Source organism: Agreia sp. Leaf244 (assembly GCF_001422695.1).
Lineage (GTDB): Bacteria > Actinomycetota > Actinomycetes > Actinomycetales > Microbacteriaceae > Agreia.
The window spans coordinates 126751-143345 of record NZ_LMLX01000001.1 but is presented as its reverse complement, the minus strand read 5'-3'; the positions used below and the strand labels follow the sequence as shown (position 1 = coordinate 143345).

At 66.4% G+C, this 16595-nt stretch carries 14 protein-coding genes and 1 tRNA gene; 10 read left to right on the top strand and 5 right to left on the bottom strand.

Annotated features, from left to right (window positions below; translation table 11 throughout):
* The first annotated feature begins 1 nt into the window (after nt 1).
* The 4 genes from ASF06_RS00650 to ASF06_RS00635 are packed head-to-tail and all read left to right on the top strand — an operon-like array spanning nt 2 to nt 5625.
* On the top strand, nt 2-1144 hold the full coding sequence (locus ASF06_RS00650) for a hypothetical protein (RefSeq protein WP_157439024.1): 1143 nt from the start codon (nt 2-4) through the stop codon (nt 1142-1144).
* Nucleotides 1141-2622, top strand: a complete 1482-nt coding sequence (locus ASF06_RS00645) for a malate:quinone oxidoreductase (protein WP_268750634.1) — start codon at nt 1141-1143, stop codon at nt 2620-2622. The genes ASF06_RS00650 and ASF06_RS00645 overlap by 4 nt, the downstream gene beginning before the upstream one ends.
* A gap of 34 nt (nt 2623-2656) precedes the next feature.
* Nucleotides 2657-4984 carry a putative bifunctional diguanylate cyclase/phosphodiesterase gene (locus tag ASF06_RS00640; protein ID WP_055942066.1) on the top strand — a complete coding sequence of 776 codons (2328 nt, stop codon included), beginning with the start codon at nt 2657-2659 and terminating at the stop codon, nt 4982-4984.
* Complete coding sequence (locus ASF06_RS00635) at nt 4981-5625, top strand: response regulator transcription factor (protein WP_055942064.1); 645 nt, start codon at nt 4981-4983, stop codon at nt 5623-5625. The genes ASF06_RS00640 and ASF06_RS00635 overlap by 4 nt, the downstream gene beginning before the upstream one ends.
* Before the next feature lie 5 nt (nt 5626-5630).
* Here the strand turns inward: ASF06_RS00635 and ASF06_RS00630 are convergent, their stop codons facing one another.
* Nucleotides 5631-6488, bottom strand: coding sequence for a hypothetical protein (locus ASF06_RS00630; protein WP_082479429.1), 858 nt, complete (start codon nt 6486-6488; stop codon nt 5631-5633).
* 203 nt (nt 6489-6691) lie between these two features.
* Here ASF06_RS00630 and ASF06_RS00625 point away from each other — a divergent pair, with 203 nt between their 5' ends.
* From ASF06_RS00625 to ASF06_RS00610, 4 genes are read left to right on the top strand one after another with little or no spacing between them, the layout of a single operon-like run.
* Complete coding sequence (locus ASF06_RS00625; protein WP_055942061.1) at nt 6692-7480, top strand: GNAT family N-acyltransferase; 789 nt, start codon at nt 6692-6694, stop codon at nt 7478-7480.
* Nucleotides 7480-8439, top strand: a complete 960-nt coding sequence (locus ASF06_RS00620; protein WP_055942058.1) for a ThiF family adenylyltransferase — start codon at nt 7480-7482, stop codon at nt 8437-8439. Before ASF06_RS00625 ends, ASF06_RS00620 begins: the two co-directional genes overlap by 1 nt.
* Nucleotides 8440-8478: 39 nt before the next feature.
* Nucleotides 8479-9573, top strand: coding sequence for an Rv2578c family radical SAM protein (locus tag ASF06_RS00615; protein WP_082500594.1), 1095 nt, complete (start codon nt 8479-8481; stop codon nt 9571-9573).
* A 42-nt stretch (nt 9574-9615) separates the two neighbouring features.
* The gene (locus ASF06_RS00610; protein WP_055942054.1) at nt 9616-10230 is read left to right on the top strand and encodes a thymidine kinase; all 615 of its coding nucleotides are present in this window, start codon (nt 9616-9618) and stop codon (nt 10228-10230) included.
* Between the two features lie 77 nt (nt 10231-10307).
* Here the strand turns inward: ASF06_RS00610 and ASF06_RS00605 are convergent.
* From ASF06_RS00605 to ASF06_RS00595, 3 genes are all read right to left on the bottom strand, one after another.
* Nucleotides 10308-10384 (bottom strand) — tRNA-Pro (locus ASF06_RS00605).
* Nucleotides 10385-10441: 57 nt separating this feature from the next.
* Nucleotides 10442-11386 carry a metallophosphoesterase gene (locus ASF06_RS00600; RefSeq protein ID WP_055942051.1) on the bottom strand — a complete coding sequence of 315 codons (945 nt, stop codon included), beginning with the start codon at nt 11384-11386 and terminating at the stop codon, nt 10442-10444.
* Nucleotides 11387-11394: 8 nt separating this feature from the next.
* Complete coding sequence (locus ASF06_RS00595) at nt 11395-13872, bottom strand: transglycosylase domain-containing protein (RefSeq protein ID WP_162236909.1); 2478 nt, start codon at nt 13870-13872, stop codon at nt 11395-11397.
* Between the two features lie 110 nt (nt 13873-13982).
* Here ASF06_RS00595 and ASF06_RS19755 point away from each other — a divergent pair, with 110 nt between their 5' ends.
* Nucleotides 13983-14153: a hypothetical protein gene (locus tag ASF06_RS19755; RefSeq protein WP_200920280.1), complete on the top strand. Its 171-nt coding sequence runs from the start codon at nt 13983-13985 to the stop codon at nt 14151-14153.
* On the top strand, nt 14153-14623 hold the full coding sequence (locus ASF06_RS00590; protein WP_055923769.1) for a RidA family protein: 471 nt from the start codon (nt 14153-14155) through the stop codon (nt 14621-14623). The genes ASF06_RS19755 and ASF06_RS00590 overlap by 1 nt, the downstream gene beginning before the upstream one ends.
* A gap of 14 nt (nt 14624-14637) precedes the next feature.
* Here ASF06_RS00590 and acs read toward each other — a convergent pair whose 3' ends face one another.
* Nucleotides 14638-16590 (bottom strand): acetate--CoA ligase, encoded by a 1953-nt coding sequence (gene acs / locus ASF06_RS00585; protein WP_055942048.1) that lies wholly within the window; start codon nt 16588-16590, stop codon nt 14638-14640.
* Nucleotides 16591-16595 lie beyond the last annotated feature (5 nt).

Here is a 16595-nt window from a genome sequence, read left to right as displayed (position 1 = left end):
CGTGGCGCAGCCGACCGCGGCTGAACTCGATCCGGTCTCCAGAGTGACGGCGCGCATGTTCGTGATCGCCGTGGGCATCGTGAGCGTTGCCCTGTCGATCGCGCTCTCGCTCACGCAGTCCGGTCGCGACCAGATCTCTCTTCCTGTGGTGGCCGTCGCGGCCCAGCTCGTTCTCGCGGCGTCGTATGCGTACTTCATCCGTGCGGCCGACCCGTTCGGACCGCTCATCTCCCTCTCGCGTTTCCAGATCTTCCTGGGCGGGCTGATGCTCGCGAGCGTGCTCAACGCGCTGAGCCAGTTCGGCTCGAACGCCCTCATCAGAGACGACTGGGGTGGCGTGTGCCTCGGTCTCGCGTTGATCCTCGGAGCGCCGTATCGACGCTCCTCCGAGATCGTGTGGTTCACCGTCCAGGCCGTCGGGGTGACTTTCGTCCTGGCGGTCGTGCAGAACCTGAGCTCGACCACCACGGTCACCCTGGGCATCCTCGCACTCACCGCCGCGACGCCTTCGATCGCCATCGGCCTCGGCTCGGCCGCCTACGCGCGCAGCCTCATCGGCAGCCTCGAGCAGTCGCGGCGCGACGCGGAGGCCGAGCGAACACGGCATGTCGGCGCCGTGCTCACGCGTCTCGCCGAAACGGATGCGATGGGCGAGCTCGGGTCGCTCAGGCGAGACGTGGTGCCGTTCCTCACGCGATTGGAGCAGACGGGCGCGATGGGCCCGGACGACGCCGTGAGGGCGGCCGAACTGGCGTCGGTGCTTCGCAGGGCGATCGTCGAGCGCATCTCGCAGGGCTCTCTGGCCGACGCTGTCGACAGCTACAGCGACGACGACCGGGTGGCCGTGCACCTCGACGACCGCCAGACCGCCGCCCTGCGGGCGCTGATCCGACAGATCGTCGAGCAGATCGGCGAATCGGCCAGGCCGACGCTGGTGCTCGAGCGACGAGAGACGGATGCCCGGGGCTCGGTCGTGTTCGCGGCCCCGCCGGGTGCGGTGCCGCCGCCCTCCCTGACTCCGTTCGTGCGCATGGTGCGTCTCGTCTTCGACCAGGTCGAGGTCACCGCCGTCGACGGAGGCATCGCCGTGACCTTCACCTTCGACCCGTCGGGCGGCCGGGCGGCCGTATCATGGGAGATGTGAGCGCAGCAGGCAAACCCGTAGACGTCGTTCTGATCGGTGGCGGCATCATGAGCGCCACGCTCGGCACCTTCCTCTCGATCCTCCAGCCCGACTGGTCGATCAGGATCTTCGAACGGCTGGGCGATGTCGCGGGTGAGAGCTCCAACCCGTGGAACAACGCGGGAACGGGTCACGCGGCGCTCTGCGAGCTCAACTACATGCCCGAACGCTCCGACGGCACCGTCGAGGCGTCGAAGGCCGTCGCGATCAACGAGCAGTTCCAGGTGAGTCGGCAGTTCTGGTCGTTCCTGGTCGAGAACGGCGACATCCCCGACCCGTCGACCTTCATCAACTCGACGCCGCACATGACGTTCGTTCGGGGCGAGAAGAACGTCGAGTACCTGCGCAAGCGTTACGAGGTGCTTCGAGACGAGCCGCTCTTCGAGGGCATCGAGTACACGGAAGACCCGGCTGTGATCTACGAGTGGGCACCGGCCCTGATGCGTCGCCGCAAGAAGAACGAGCTGGTCGCGGCGACCCGCATCGCCGCGGGCACCGACGTCGACTTCGGTTCCCTGTCGAGGCATCTCTTCGACTTCCTCACAAGCCGGGGAGCGAGCCTCAAGACCGAGCATTCGGTGTCGAACCTGAAGCGCCAGAAAGACGGAACGTGGAACGTCTCCGTCAAGGAACTGGTCGGGTCGACCCCCACCACCGTCAACGCGCGATTCGTCTTCGTCGGGGCCGGCGGCGGCGCCCTGCATCTGCTTCAGAAGTCCGGCATCCCCGAGATCCGCGGCTTCGGCGGTTTCCCGATCAGCGGCCAGTTCTACCGCACCGACAACCCGGCCGTCGTCGCCGAGCACCGGGCGAAGGTCTACGGAAAGGCCGCCGTCGGAGCACCGCCGATGAGCGTCCCCCACCTCGACACCCGCGTGGTCGACGGAGAGCCGTCTCTGCTCTTCGGACCGTACGCCGGATTCAGTCCCAAGTTCCTCAAGAAGGGGTCGTGGCTCGACCTGCCCGGATCGATCCGGGCGCACAACCTCGGTCCGATGCTGGCCGTGGCGCGCGACAATTTCGATCTCATGAAGTATCTGATCGGCGAGCTGCTGGCGGGCAAGAAGAAGAAGTTCGCAGCGCTGCAGGAGTTCATGCCCACTGCCGACCCGAAGGACTGGTACCTCATCACGGCCGGGCAGCGCGTTCAGGTCATGAAGAAAGACTCAGACCGCGGGGGAGTGCTGCAGTTCGGCACCGAGGTCATCGCGTCGGCAGACGGTTCCATCGCCGGCCTCCTCGGCGCATCGCCCGGTGCCTCGACGGCCGTGCCGATCATGCTCGATGTCCTCGAACGGTGCTTCCCCGACGACTACGTCCGATGGGTTCCGCAGATCCGCACGATGATCCCCTCGTTCGGAACACGACTGACCGACTCGCCGGCGACGGCCCGAAAGGTGCTGACGAGCACCGCCAAGGCACTGCACCTCGCGTCCTGAGGGCAGGGCGCGGCGCCAAAGGGGACCCGGGCTCATGGTCGATCGCTTCAAACTGTCGTTGTTCGACCGCATGTTCGTGACCCCGTTCATCGTGCTCGCGGTGGTCGTGCTGGTCTACGCCGTCGTCGGGGTCATCGTGACCCCGCCGGAATCCTGGACGGTCGAGCTCGTCACGGTGCTCGGCTGCATCATGTGCGCGCACCTGCGCATGCCGATCGGGCGCATCAGCGGGCTCCCCATGCTGGGGGTGGCCGTGACGCTCCTCGCGATCTCGCGACCGGCATCCGAATACCTGCTCACCGTCGCGCTCTGGTCGGTGGGGCTCATGATCTCGCAGACGGTCGTGCTGCGCAGCGTCGCCATCGGCCTCTATGTCGTCGGCATCAGTTTCGTGGGCGGCGTGGCCTTCGTCGTGGTGCACAACGAGCTCACCCGGGCAGGCGTCTGGCAGTTCGTGAGCTACGCGCTTGCAAGTGCCTGCTACTTCGGCGTCGCGCTGCTGCTCGAGTTCATCCGCGCCCGGGGGCGGTGGGGCCTAGACCAGCGGTTCGGGCTGTCCGCGCTGAGCCCCATGCGGCTGGGCGCGGTGGTGCTCCTGGTGGCGGTCGTGTCGACCCTGATGAACGCCGTTGACAGCTCTGTCATCCCCTGGCTCGAACACGATCCGGATGTGCGGCTCACCCCCGCGGTCATCCTCCTCGTCGCGACACTGTTCCTCGTGATCGCGCAACGCCTTCGCTTCCGTGCCGTGCACCGGCGGCTCAGCGGTGTCGTCACAGCGGCGGTCGAGTTGCCCTGGGCCACGGAGTCGGGCCTGCGCAAGGCGCTCGAGGTCCGCGCGCAGATGGTGCTGCAGGCGGGCGAGGCCGAGGTCAGGGACGAGCCGCCCGGCCCGGGCGAGATCGGTGCGCCCGTTCGACTCGAGCCCGGAGTCGACGAATACATCATCGCGTCGAGGCGACTCGGCGCCCTTCCCCTCGGGCGCGAGGAGGAGCAGGCACTGACCGCCCTGGCGCACATGGCCAGCGAGACGGCGCGCATTCAGCACGATGTCGACAGTCTCGAGCGCCGGGCCAACAGCGATCCGCTCACCGGGCTTCCCAACTACGGCGCCTTCCAGGCCGCGCTGATCGACGCGAACGAGAATCGCTCGTACCACTCCGGCATCGCCGTGCTCTTCATCGACCTCGACAACTTCAAGAAGCTCAACGACTCGCGAGGCCACCACACGGGTGACGAGCTGCTGAAGGCCGTGGCCGATCGCCTCCGCGGCTCTGTGGGAGGCCGCGACTTCGTCTCGCGCATCGGCGGCGACGAGTTCGTCGCGATCCTCACCGAGCTGCAGACCGTGGCGCAGAGCAAGGAACTCGCCGACGGCATCATCCACGAGATCGGGCGCCCGCTGACCCTCGACGGCCAGGAGTTCCGACCCGTGGTCAGCGCCGGCCTCGCCTTCTCGGGGCACCGCGAGATCGATGCGCAGCTGCTGGTCGTCGACGCCGACCGCAGCATGCTGCAGGTCAAGCGCTCGAGGCGTCAGGGCGGCCCCGCCGAGGGCAGCAGCGTGAGTATCGCGTCGCATCGCTCCACCCGCACCAACGACATCGTCGCCCGCGCCATCACGGAAGACAGGCTGACGCTCGCCTTCCAGCCGATCGTGAGCATCGACCAGGGCCGCATCTGGGCGTTCGAAGCGCTCGTGCGGTACATCGATCCCGAGCTCGGGCCCATCTCTCCGTCGTCTCTCGTCGCCCGGGCGAAGAGCCTGGGACTGATGGACGAGCTCACGCGGCAGATCATCGTCAAGGCCATGGATGCGGCGGAGAAGTTCCACGCCCTCGAGCCGAGCATCGCCTGCATGACGGTGAACCTCGAGCTGGGGCAGATCGGCGAGGAGCACCTCGGACCGTTCATCCGCGAGGTCGCGAAGTCGCATCCGAACGTCTCGCTCTGCATCGAGCTGAATGAGCGGTCGCTGCGCTCGGTGACCGACGACCTGCGACGCGAGGCCGAGGTGATGCAGGATGCCGGCGTCATCATCGCCCTCGACGACTACGGATCCGACGATTCGTCGGTGGGGGCGCTCGTGCGGTTCCCCATGGACATCCTGAAGATCGACAAGAGCCTGATCGACGATCTCGGCGATGTGCGCCAGCGCGAGGTCATCAAGGCGCTTCAGGGGTTCGGCGACAACCTCGACTACACGATGATCGTCGAGGGCATCGAGAGCCCCGACATGGTCGATGTGATGGTCGCGCTGGGCGTGCGGAGCGCCCAGGGCTACTACTTCGGCCGGCCGCAGTCGTTCAGGCAGACGATGGACCGCATCCGGTCTCACGGCACGACGGCGGTGATCTCGTGAACGATGCCGCTCGCATCAACACGATCGCCCTCCTCGACGACCACGTTCTGATCGTCGACGGCCTCGCACACTGGATCAGCGTCAATGCGCCCGACTTCCACGTGGTCGCCGCGCTCGGGAGCTGGGAGGAGCTGATCGCAGACGATTCCTTTCCCCCCGACGTCGTCGTGATGGCACGCACGATCGACTCGCCTGTGCAGCTGGAGGAGCGGATCCGGGTGTGCGCCGACGCAGGCGCCCGCGTCGTGGTCATGAGCACGGAGGCGGGTCTCGATGCGGAAGGCGAGACCCTCGCAGCCGGCGCCGACGCGTTCGTGCCCAAGTCGCGTCCCGCCGGAGCCGTGCTCGTGGCTGCGCGGCGGGTGCTCGGTCGGGACCAGCCCGAGACCGACACGGTCGTCGAGGATGCCGTGGGGCAGCATCCCCCGTTCGACGACTGGCACCTGCGCGTGCTGCGACTGTATTCGCGAGGCGAGAGCACCGTCGACATCGCCCTGATCGAGGGCGTGCGGTTCGAACGGGTGCGCACGGCTCTCAAGGCTATCCGGGCGACCTACGAATCCCAGGGCCGTAGGGTGGACACCCGTGACGAACTGCTGCGGCGAGCAGCGGAGGACGGCTACCTCTCCGAAGCGGACTGACGCGCCTAGTAGCCCTGCGGGTTCTCGGCGGGAGACGGCGTGACGTCGACGCCGCCGCTGAGGCGGGAGATGGCCTCTTCGGGCTCGTAATCGGGGTCGAACTCGACGAAGGCCTCGATCACACCGACGAAGGCGAGCGACACCAGCGACCAGGAGTTGCCCTCGCTCTCGCCCGCACGCGAGAAGTGCGAGTCCACGATCTCGGGCACGGTCGTGCGTGAGATGCCCAGGCCCTCGACGACCGCCGCCGTGGCGACCACGAAGGGGTGGTAGTCGTTATGGAACTCTTCTTTGAGGCGGTAGCCGACCGTGGCCATGATGTTGCGGTAGAACATCTCCATCGTGTCGATGAAGGCGAGTTCGCTGTTGCGCAGGGCCTCGAGCACGGCGGCTCGGCCGGGGCTCTCGGGGCGGGAGAGGATCGTGAGCGACAGGCTCGCATAGCTTCTCCAAGCAGCGGATGTCGCGACCTCCTCGAGATTCTGCTCCGCGGCGGTTCGCACGACGTCGAGCATGATGCTGCGACGGCCCTCGGGAGTGCGCAGATCGTTGAGGCGCGAACTCAGGAACCCCCATGTCGCGACAAGGGTCTCCGTATCGGTGAGGTCGCGTCGGGTCTGCTGCGCGATCTCAGTGAACAGGTCGTAAACAAAGTCGTCGTGACTGGGCCATATGCGGGTGGCCACCCGTGACGAGACCTGTGCCTCGCGCACGATGTCGTCGAGGGTCGACTGCTCGAATCCCACGTCGAGGCCGGATGCGCCCACGCGGCGGGTCGCGATGGACAGGATGCGCGTGCGCTCCTCGGAGTGCGGTCCGCTCGAGCGCGCGAGCGAGAAGGCCTGTGCATCTCCAGCTGGCATGGGGTCCCCTCGGTCACGATCGTATCGAAGCCCAGACTAGCAACTTTGGGGCCTCTGGAGCGGCTGGAGATGGCGTTCCGCGACCTGTCCGGCCGCAAACGACGTCGCGCCTGCCATATGATCGAACAAGAACGGGACAGGTGAGGGGGCGCAGTTGTCCGCAAGCTCCATATGTGCCACGGAACTTACGATGCAGGGACGGTATGTCACACGTTGATCAGACCGTCACGAACGATGCAGTCATTCCCATCGTCTCGTCGACCGTCTTCGACTCATCGCCGAGTTCCCGACTCGCACTGGGAGTGCTGGCCGTCGATGGTGTCGCCGTTCCCGGGCTCGAGGCAGAGTACCTCGCCCACTTCCAGCTGAGGCGCCGAGTCTACGTCGACCAGACCGGGCAGCTCTCCGAAAAGGACCTTCTGCCCGACGGCACGGATCGTGATGCGGACGACTCGCGTTCCGTGACGTTCTGCGTGCTCGAGAACCACCCGAGCGGCACGCGGGTCGTCGGGGTCTCGAGACTGATCGTGCGAGGTCAGAAGAAGGCCGGCGACTCGCTGCACGGCGCCCCGCTTCCCGTCGAGGACTTCTGCCCAGACGCCTTCGTCGACGGGCCACTGCCGTGGAACGCCGTCGAGGTCTCCCGCGTCATCGCGAGGCACGAGAAGGCCGTCGTGCAGGATTCGATACAGTGGCACCTCTTCGCCCTGATGCTGGCCTACGTCACGAACCACGGCCTCGGCCGAGCCTTCGCCATCATCGAGCCGTGGTTCGAGCGGCACCTGAAGAGCATCATCACGATCCACCGCGTCGGCGACGTGAGGTTCATCGAGCACTACCTCGACTACAACGTTCCCATCGAGATCGATGTCGAGGCCTCCACCGCCACGGTCACGGCCCGCACCAGCGATCTCGTCGAGCGCCTCCTCGCCGCGGAGCCCCGGCTCGTGTTCGTCGGACGGGTGTCCAGCGCCTCGACGAGTGCGGCGTAATGACCCGCTCGTTCCGATCTCCGGAATTCTCACGAAACTACGGATTCTGGAGTGAAGACGAGCAGAAGGCGCTGATCGCCTCGAGCGTGGCGATCGGCGGCGCGGGCGGCGGCGGGTTCCAATTCGGGCTGAAACTCGCTCGAATGGGCGTCTCGGGCTTCACCGTCGCCGATCCGGAGGTGTTCGAGCCTCAGAACGCCAACAGGGTCGAGGGCGCCGGCTCGTCGACCTACGGCCGCAACAAGGCCGAGGTCTTCCGCGACCGTGTGCTCGACATTAATCCCGACGCGCGAGTGACCGTGCTCACCTCGGGCGTGACTCCCGACTCGATCGACGAATTCGTGGCCGGGGCGGATCTCGTCATCGACGAGTCCGAGTCCACCCAGCCCGAGATCGGCGTTCTGATCGCGCGAGCCGCCCGAAAGCGGGGGATACCGGATCTGATGGCCATGAACGTGGGCTTCGCCGCCCAGGTCACCTCGTTCGCCCCGACGGGTCCCTGGACCTTCGAGCGGTTCATGGGTCTCGACGAGCGCATGCCGCTCGACGAGATCGCGGGCCACAGCATGGATCTTGCTCGGAGTCTCCCGTACGTGCCGCCCTATTCCGACCTCCGGGCGCTCTCGTCCGTGCGGCAGATCGACGGCGCCGGCGCATCCGTCTCTTTGCCGTCGCTCGCCATCGGCATCGACCTGCTGTCGTCGATCGCGTCGGCGCAGGCATTCCTGCACCTCACCAGGGGCGTGGCCGCGCGCCGCCCGTCGCCGGTGTGGGCGCCCCGTATGGCATACATGGATGCCTACAGCTTCCGCGCGCGCGTGCTGCGGGCGGGCAGGGGGAGCCATCTGCGCCACCTCGTCGTTGCGGCGGCGCGGCAGAAGCTCGGACGCAATCCGCTCGCCAGCTACACCGTCGCCGACATCGACCGTCGCAGAGACGACACCGACTCGGATTCTTAGCCGCTTGACAGACATTCGAATACATGTTCGAATGGCTCGATGCGATGGAGTGGTCAGGCGATAGCGACGACCGAGCCCGCGGCGTTGCCCGGGCTCGCCCGGCTCAACAATCTCGTGCGCTCGGTGCAGACCCCCGAGTTCGCGGGCGTCACCTTCCACGAGATCCTCGCGAAGTCGGCCCTGAACAAGATCCCGGGGCAGACGGCAGCCGTACCCTTCGGGTGGACCATCAATCCGTATCGGGGCTGCAGCCACGCCTGCGTGTACTGCTTCGCCCGACCGACGCACACCTATCTCGATCTCGATGCGGGCGCAGACTTCGACGCCCAGCTCATCGTCAAGCTCAACGTCGCCGAGGTGCTCGAGAAAGAACTGCGACGCCCGTCGTGGCAGAGGCATCCGGTCGCGCTCGGCACGAACACAGACCCGTATCAGCGGGCCGAAGGGCGATACCGGTTGATGCCGGGAATCATCTCCGCCCTCGCCGACTCGGGCACGCCGTTCTCGATCCTCACGAAGGGCACGCTGCTGCGCCGAGATCTCGCACTGCTGGTCGAGGCGAACACCAGCGTTCCGGTCGACCTCGCCATGTCGATCGCCGTCTACGACGACGACCTGCAGCAGTCGATCGAACCGGGCACTCCCTCCACCAAGGCCCGACTCTCTACGGTCACGGCCGTGCGAGACGCAGGGCTCGACTGCAGCGTGTTTCTGATGCCGATCCTTCCCTACCTCACCGACACGAAGGCCCACCTCGATCACGCCCTCGGGCAGATCAAGGCGGCAGGGGCGACCACCGTGCTCTACACGGCCCTGCACCTGCGGCCGGGGGTCAAGCCCTGGTTCTTCCAGTGGCTGCAGAATGCCCACCCCGAGCTTGTCGAACAGTACGGGCGCATGTACTACGGCACGAACAGCTATGCGCCGAAGGAGTACAGAAAGTGGCTGGCCGCCCGCATCCAGCCGTTGATTCGTGCCCACGGTCTGCAGCGCGGCATCGAAGACCCGGCGTCGGGTGGCATCCGCAGCAAGGCCATCGGGCTCAGCGGGCCGCAGCTCGCACGCAGGCCGACAGTGTCTGCCGGGGCGATCATTCCCGAAGAAATAGATCAGGGCCAGCCGACCCTGTTCTGACGCGGCATGTCGGCCTGGCGTGAGAGCAACTACCCTAGAGCGGTGGCGAAACTCTACTTCCGGTTCGGGGCGATGAACAGCGGCAAGAGCACGGCGATGCTCCAGGCCGCCTACAACTACGAGGAGCGCGACCAGAACGTGCTCATCGCGAAGCCGTCGGTCGACACCAAGGGCGACACCCGCATCGTGTCGAGACTCGGGGTCACGCGTGGCGTCGACTTTCTGGTGACGCCGGAGTCGAAGCTCAGGGTCGACTTCCTCGAGCGCCGCGACCGATCCATCGCCGACGGCGCCGGCCCCATCTCGTGCCTGCTCATCGACGAGGCGCAGTTCCTGACGCCGGAGCAGGTCGACGACGCGCTGCGCATCGCCATCCTCGACGACGTGCCCGTTCTCGCGTACGGAATCCGCACAGACTTCCAGACCTCGGCCTTCCCGGGCAGTGCGCGGCTCATGGAGATAGCTCACAGCCTCGAAGAGCTGAAGACCATCTGCCGCTGCGGGCGCAAGGCGATCTTCAACTCACGCAAGATCGACGACGTGTTCGTGTTCGACGGAGCGCAGGTCGCGATCGACGGCGAGCATGTCACCTACGAATCGCTGTGCGGAGTCTGCTACCTCGAGGAGAGCGGCGGGGTGCTCGGCTCGAGCACCTGACCTGACCGATGCGCTGCTGACCCGATCACTGCGCTTAAACCAGACAGGCTCCCTCTCGCATGAGAGGGAGCCTGTTGTGGTCGGGGTAACAGGATTTGAACCTGCGACCTCGTCGTCCCGAACGACGCGCGCTACCAAGCTGCGCCATACCCCGATCAGCCCGAAGGCCTCAATCATCCTAGCCGATTTCGGCGGGGGCCGCGTGCACGGGTCAGTGAGTGGAGGTGAGCGTCAGCAGAGTAGCCTCGGGCAGGCACGAGAAGCGGAAGGGCGCGTAGATCGATGTGCCGAGACCGGCCGAGACGTTCAGGTAGGCCGCTCGCAGACCGTGCCGCCACACGCTGAGACCCTTGACCTGGTCTCTCGGAATGTCGCAGTTCGTGATGAGCGCCCCGAAACCGGGAACGCAGACCTGGCCACCGTGGGTGTGCCCGGCGAAGATGACGTCGGCCCCGTGCGTCACGAAGGAGTTGAGCACGCGCTGGTATGGCGCGTGAGTCACGCCGATCGTGAGGTCGGCCGTGTAGTCGTCGTCTTCGTCCTCGCGCAGCTCGTCGAGCGCTCCTGGAATGCGGTCGAGCCGATCGTAGTGGCGGTGCGGGTCGTCGACACCGAAGAACTCGATGCGGGTGCCGTTCACGACAAGATTCGTGGCCCGGTTGTTGAGGTTCTGCCAACCCAGGTCGGCGAAGGTGCCCTCGAGCCGCTTCGTGTCGAGGCGGGTCGGATCGCGGTGCATCTTCGAGGGGCCCATGAAGTACCGCAGGGGGCTCTTGAACGTGGGGGCGAAGTAGTCGTTCGATCCGTTCACGAAGACCCCGGGTATTCCGCGCAGCGGTTCGAGGGCGTAGCTGATGGCGTCGTAGGAGTCGGTGTGACCCAGGTTGTCGCCTGTGTCGACGATCAGGTCGGGCTGAAGCAGGGCGAGTCGCCTCACCCATTCCTGCTTGTCGCGCTGCCACGGGGCCATGTGCAGGTCTGAGATATGCAGAACCCGGATGTCTGCCGACCCGGCAGGAAGCACAGGGGCCGAGACGCGTCGAAGGGTGAAGAGCCGGCGTTCGACGAGCGATCCCCAGGCGAAGGCCGCGGCACCGGCCGCCGCGGTCAGCCCGAGGGCTGTCGCGGCGGCCGTGACGGTGCGGGACGAGGCCACCGGTGGCGCTATTTCTTCTTGCAACCGATGACGTATACGCCGGTGGTTGCGGGGTTCGCGTACGACCCGACGGCGGGTTCTGTGCCGATCGGCTTCTTCTCATCGCAGCCGTCGCCGGTCACCTGATACTTGGTGCCCGCGAACTTCCAGCCGGCCGGACCCAGCTTGTTGGCCGCCTCGCCGAGGGTGTTGGAGCCGGAGACCACGTCGGGAACGCTCTTCAATGCCCCGTTGCTGGTGTAGACCGTGACCGTGGAGCCCTTGGTGGCTTCTGTTCCACCAGCCGGCACCGAGCCCGCGGCGGTGCCGGCGGGAGCCTCGTTGTCGGTCGCGCCACCGTCTTGGAACGTGAAGCCCGCAGCCTCGACGAGCGACTGCGCCTCGGCGATGGTCTTGCCCTGCACGGCGGGAACCGCGATCTGCGGGGTGGCCGTCAGGCTGCTGTTCGGAGTCGGGAAGGCGCCACCGGGGAACTTGGCATTGGCCTGGCCCATGTACTCGCGCCAGGTGCTGAAGCGCATGTCGGCCACGTTGCCGTAGTCGGGCACGCTCGTGTAGCGCACCGAGACGTCTCCGACGATGTTGCCGACCCAGATGGCAGTGGCGAGTGTGGTGGATGCGCCGGCGAACCACACGTGCTTCTCGCCGTCGGTGGTACCCGTCTTTCCGATCAGCGGGATGCCGTCACCCGGCCGGGCTGCCCCACCCGTACCGCCGTTGACCACTGCTGCCATGGCCACGTCCATGGCTGCCGCCACGTTCGGGTCCACCGCCTGGGTGCACGTGGTCTCGGGGATCGGCACGTCGGCGCCGGTCGCGTCGAGAATGCGGTCGATGGCCTTCGGCTGGCAGTACAGGCCGTTGGCGGCGATGCCGGCGTAGGCGGCCGCGACGGTCAGCGGAGCCACCTCGTTGGTGCCGAGGACGCTCGAGACGTTCTGCTGCATCGGAGTGCCGTCGGCCCGGTGCATGCCGAACGACTCGGCGGTCTCGGTGATGTCGCACATGTCGAGCTTCTGCGCCATGCCGATGTAGGCGTTATTGACCGACGCCGCGGTCGCCGCGGTCACACTCATCGAGCCCGGGTTCGCCGAGCCGTCGTTGGCCGACTTGTACGGGCCTCCGCCGGAACCCTCGCAACGGTTCTTGAAGGTCGCGAGGTTGAAGGTGCGCACGCTTCCGTTGACCTGCTCGTTGAGCGAGTGACCCGTCTTCAGCCAGTCGGCCAGCGTGAAGACCTTGTACGTCGATCCGGAGGGGAATCCTGTGGAGCCGCCGTAGGCGTAGTCGGTGCTGAGGTTGAGCGACGTCTCGTTCGGCTGGGTGGTCTCGGGGTCGTCGTTGAACGTCTTGTTCTGCACCATCGCCAGCACCTTGCCGGTTCCCGGCTGCACCGTGACCATTGCGGAGCCCAGGTTCAGCTGGTCGGCGACCTGGGGAACGTTCGAGTTCATCGAGTTGATCGCGGCGGTCTGCAGGTCGAGGTCGAGGGTGGTGAAGATCTGGTAGCCGCCGGTGCGGAACTTCTGCCAGCGCGCCTCGGCGCTGTCGCCGAATGCCGGGTCGTTCTTCACGATGTACGACACGTAGTCGCAGAAGTAACCCGCGCCGTAGTTGGGGTTGGCCGTCTTGCAGCCGGTCGAGGGCTGCACGATGTTCGGCGTGACAGGCGTGGCGATGGCCTCGTCGAACTGCGCCTGCGTGATCTTGTGCTCCTTGAGCATGGCCGGCAGGATGTTGACGTCTCGGCGGGCCTGGTTCTCGGTGATCTTCTCAGGGGCGTCGGGCTGGTCGATGCGCAGCCCGTTGGGCTCGTTGACCATGGCCACGAGGCTGGCCGCCTGGGCCAGAGAGACGTCCTTGGCGGAGACTCCGTAGTAGTACTGTGCGGCGGCCTCGATGCCGTACACCGTTCCGCCGAAGTTCGAGATGTTCAGGTACCCAAGAAGAATCTGGTCCTTCGTGAACTCCTTCTCGAGTCCGATGGCCAGCTTCATCTCTTTGAGCTTGCGGTCGACCGTGGTCTTCGTGGCGTCTTCGAACGCCTTGTCGCGCTCTGCCTCGTCCTGGATTTCCTCGGTCTTCTGAATGAGGATGTTGCGCACGTACTGCATCGAGATCGTGGATGCGCCGGGGCCGTCTCCGCCTGCCGCGCTCTGCGCGGCGGCGCGGGCCGCGGAGATGATGTCGACTCCACCGTGCGTGTAGAAGCGCGGGTCCTCGACCGAGACCACGGCGTCTTTCACGAAGGGGGAGATCTGGTCCCAGGAGACCTCTTCGCGGTTCTGGTCGAAGACCGACGCGAGCAGAACGGGGGTACCGTCACTGCCCGTGGCGTAGATCTCGGACTTCTGCGCGAGTACATCGGGGCGGATGTTCGAGGGGAGGTTCTCGAACATGCCGATGGAGTTGTTCGTGGCGATTCCTGTGACCGCGAGCGCGGGAGCAACCATGGCCGTGACGAGAATGCCTGCAATAGCACTCATGCCCACGATGCCGAGGATGGCTCCAACTACGCCGCTAGCCTTAGCTTTTGGGGCAGACATATGCTCGAGACTAATCGACAATGCTGGCAAACCGCCAGAAAGGAACGCGGATGCCCACCTGGGAGTACGTCACAACACCGCTCATGATCCACAACACCACCGGAATCCTCAACACCTGGGGATCCAAGGGCTGGGAGCTCGTGCAGATCGTCACCGGACCGGAGGGCGGCCTCGTCGCCTACCTCAAGCGACCGGTCGCGACAGAAGGAGAGGCATCCTGATGAGTGTCATCGCCGCCCGCCTGGCCGAGCTCGGCATCACCATCCCTACGGTCGTTCCGCCGGTCGCCGCCTACATTCCCGCCGTGATCTCGGGCAATCTCGTCTTCACGGCAGGCCAGCTGCCCTTCGTCGACGGAAGCCTCGAGTACACGGGCAAGGTCGGAGACGGCCACGAGCTGGTCTCGCCCTCGATCGCCAAGTCGCTCGCGCAGACCTCCATTCTCAACGCGCTCGCCGCGGTCGAGAATGTGATCGGGTCGCTCGACCGCGTGACGCGGGTCGTCAAGGTGACCGGATTCGTCGCATCCGACCCGTCGTTCACGGGCCAGCCCGGCGTGATCAACGGAGCGTCGGAGTTTCTGGTCGACCTGTTCGGAGACCGGGGCATCCACGCTCGTTCGGCCGTGGGCGTCGCCGCCCTCCCGCTCGACGCTCCCGTCGAGATCGAGGTGATCGTCGAGTTCGCCTAGCCCGCCGTTCCCGACTACTTCAGCCTGTCGGTGATGATCTGCATCACCTGCGTGTCTGCGAGGGTCGTGGTGTCTCCGACTTCACGGCCCTCGGCCACGTCTCTCAGCAGGCGTCGCATGATCTTGCCCGAGCGGGTCTTGGGAAGCTCGGCGACGAGAAAGACGGTGCGTGGTTTGGCGATCGCGCCGATCTGCTCGGCGACGTGGGCGCGCAGCAGGGCTGAGGCCTCCTCCGCCGTGGCCACGTCGGCCTGGCTCGTGCGCACGATCACGAACGCCACGACCGCCTGGCCGGTGGCCTCGTCCTCGGCTCCGACGACCGCGGCTTCGGCGACCATCGGATGCGACACCAGCGCGGACTCGATCTCGGCGGTCGAGAGGCGGTGGCCCGACACGTTCATCACGTCGTCGACCCGGCCGAGCAGCCAGAGTTCACCGTCCCGATCCCGACGGGCTCCATCGCCGGCGAAGTATTTGTCTCCGAACTTGTCCCAGTAGGTCTCCTTGTAGCGCTCCGGGTCTCCCCAGATTCCGCGCAGCATCGACGGCCAGGGCTCGCTCACCACGAGCAGGCCGCCGGAGTCGAGCCCGACATCGTGGCCGTCGTCGTCGAGAACCTCGATACGGATGCCGGGGATCGCGACCTGCGCGGAGCCCGGTTTCAGGGTGGTCACCCCGGGCAGGGCGGAGACCATGATGGCGCCGGTCTCCGTCTGCCACCACGTGTCGACGATCGGGGTCTCGCCGCCGCCGATCACGTCGCGGTACCAGATCCACGCCTCGGGGTTGATGGGCTCGCCGACCGAGCCGAGCAGGCGCAGGCTCGTCAGATCGAACTGCTGGGGTATCTGCCGGCCCGCCTTCATGAACGACCGGATGGCCGTGGGCGCGGTGTAGAAGATCGACACGCCGTACTTCTGGATGATCTCCCACCAGCGGCCGGGGTGGGGCGAGTCGGGCGTTCCCTCGTAGAGCACCTGGGTGGCGCCGTTGGCGAGAGGGCCGTAGACGACATAGCTGTGGCCCGTGATCCAGCCCACATCGGCGGTGCACCAGTAGACGTCGGACTCGGCGTGCAGGTCGAATACCGCCTTATGCGTGAACGCCGCCTGGGTGAGGTAGCCGCCCGAGGTGTGCAGGATGCCCTTCGGCTTGCCCGTCGTTCCCGAGGTGTAGAGGATGAAGAGCGGGTTCTCGGCAGGGAAGGGCTTCGCCACGTGCTCGTCGTCGACGGCCACCATCTCGTCGTGCCACCAGAGGTCGCGTCCCTCCGTCCAGTCCACGTGGTTACCGCCGCGTTTCACGACGAGCACGTGCGAGACGGTGCTCTCGCCGCCTGCCGCCAGTGCGGCATCCACCGCGTTCTTGAGCGGGAACACCGAGCCCTTGCGGTAGCCGCCGTCGGCGGTGATGACGAGCTTGGCGCTCGCGTCGTCGATGCGGCTGCGCAGGCTCTCGGCGCTGAATCCGCCGAACACCACGGAGTGCACCGCTCCGATGCGCGCGACGGCGAGCATGGAGATGACGGCCTCGGGAATCATCGGCAGGTAGATGGCCACGCGATCGCCCTGGCGGATGCCGAGCGCGGTCAGCAGATTGGCGGCGCGCTTGACCTCGCTGGTGAGCTCGGCGTAGGTGTAACTGCGCGAGTCGCCGGGCTCGCCCTCCCAGTGCAGTGCGACGCGATCGCCGTTGCCGGCGAGCACGTGGCGATCGAGGCAGTTGTACGCGATGTTGAGGGCGCCGTCGTCGAACCATTTCGCGAAGGGAGGGTTGCTCCAGTCGAGGGTGCGGGTGAACGGCGTGTGCCAGTGCAGAAGATCTCGCGCACGGTCGGCCCAGAACTGCAGACGGTTGTTTTCGGCGGCCTCGTAGAGGTCGGCGCCGGCGACGGCGTTCGCGGCGAACTGCTCGGTGGGCGGAAAGCGGCGGGCCTCGTGGAGAAGGTTGTCGATGCGGTTGCTCATGGGGT